The sequence below is a fragment of the Rhizobium sp. Rhizsp42 genome (genome assembly GCF_047304155.1).
Classification (GTDB): Bacteria; Pseudomonadota; Alphaproteobacteria; order Rhizobiales; family Rhizobiaceae; genus Rhizobium.
On sequence record NZ_JBGLYS010000185.1, the window covers coordinates 1 to 248 of the forward strand.

At 66.1% G+C, this 248-nt stretch carries 1 protein-coding gene; it reads right to left on the reverse strand.

The window, feature by feature from the left end; translation table 11 throughout:
* Positions 1-25: 25 nt before the first annotated feature.
* A partial coding sequence (locus ACCD05_RS32020; protein WP_413397718.1) for a holin occupies positions 26-248 on the reverse strand: 223 nt, incomplete at its 5' end.

Consider the following 248-nt stretch of genomic DNA (forward strand, 5'->3'; position numbering starts at 1 on the left):
TTGTTAGTCTGTCGGTTTGGTTTTGTTAGTCTGCGACGCGGTGGCGGGGGTCCGGGGCCTCGTGCTTGCCCTGGTAGCTGTCGCCGGCGGGCGCGCCAGCCGTGAACTCTGCCTGCGAGATCGAGGTCAGCAGGGACACGAGGGTGGCGAGGGCGGCAGCGGAGAGAGCGCCGGGCCAGTCCACGTCGAGGATGCCGACAACGCCAGTGGTGAGGACGGCGAGCAAACTCTCGCAGAAGGTCTTGATG